Annotated in this window: 1 protein-coding gene and 1 pseudogene; both read left to right on the forward strand. The window is 47.9% G+C overall.

The window, feature by feature from the left end; translation table 11 throughout:
* Positions 1 to 596: cell division protein ZipA (gene zipA / locus A3751_RS18080; protein ID WP_068458437.1), on the forward strand; the 596-nt coding region annotated here is incomplete at its 5' end.
* Positions 597 to 611: 15 nt separating this feature from the next.
* Positions 612 to 970: pseudogene (ligA, locus tag A3751_RS18085) on the forward strand (NAD-dependent DNA ligase LigA); the annotation flags it as partial.

The raw sequence follows: 970 nt of genomic DNA on the forward strand, positions 1-970 counted from the left end.
TGGTTGATAATCAAGATTTTGGCGATATAAGCGCGAAGCAGAAGCCTGTTTCTAAGAAAGTGAAGGCCAGTAAAAGTGCCGCCGCCAAGGTTGCTAAATCGCCCGAGAAGAAAGGCGCAAATAAGCCTAGACAAAGTGACAAAACGGCAGCTCAAGAAACACCAGATCATGAAGTCATCGTCATAAACGTCGATGCGCGAACCGGGCAAGTGTTTTCCGGTGCGGCAATTAAAAAGTTACTTGAAGCATGCGGCATGCAGCATGGCGATATGTCGATCTTCCACCGTCATGAGGAGGACTTGCTCAGTCCTATTCAGTTTAGTGTTGCGAATGCTGTTGAACCTGGCTACTTTGATCCGGACAAGCTCGATTCGTTGACAACGCCTGGTGTGAGTTTTTTTATGAGTATTCCAGGCCCTAAAGACTACCTCAAAGCATTTGAGTTTATGTACGAAACAGCGAAGTGCTTTGCCGACAACTTGCAGGGCGAGCTGAAAGATGAGAATCGTAGCGTTCTAACGTCACAGACTATTGAGCATAGTAAGCAGCGCATTCGAGAGTTTGAACGCAAGCAGCTTTGTAAGGCTCGGCCTTGATATTAGGAAGTTAAGGTGACTCAAAAGTCTGTAGAGAGTTTGGCGGATGAGGTTGCGCATCTGTCAGCCCAGCTCAACGAGCACAATTACCGGTATTACGTGCTCAGTGCTCCAAGCGTTTCGGATGCAGACTATGATGTTTTGTTCCAAAAGCTCAAGGCGATCGAAGAGCTTCATCCCGAGCTAAAGCGCCCAGACTCCCCAACGCAACGTGTTGGCAGTGCACCCTCCAATGAGTTTAAACAAGTACAGCATCGGATCCCGATGCTGTCTCTAGATAATGTCTTCTCAACAGAAGATCTACGCGCCTTCTATGCTCGCCTAAAAGATAAGGTCGCGCCTGAAGAGGGTGGCCACTTCTCTGTTATTGCAGA

It is taken from the genome of Oleiphilus sp. HI0080 (genome assembly GCF_001635135.1).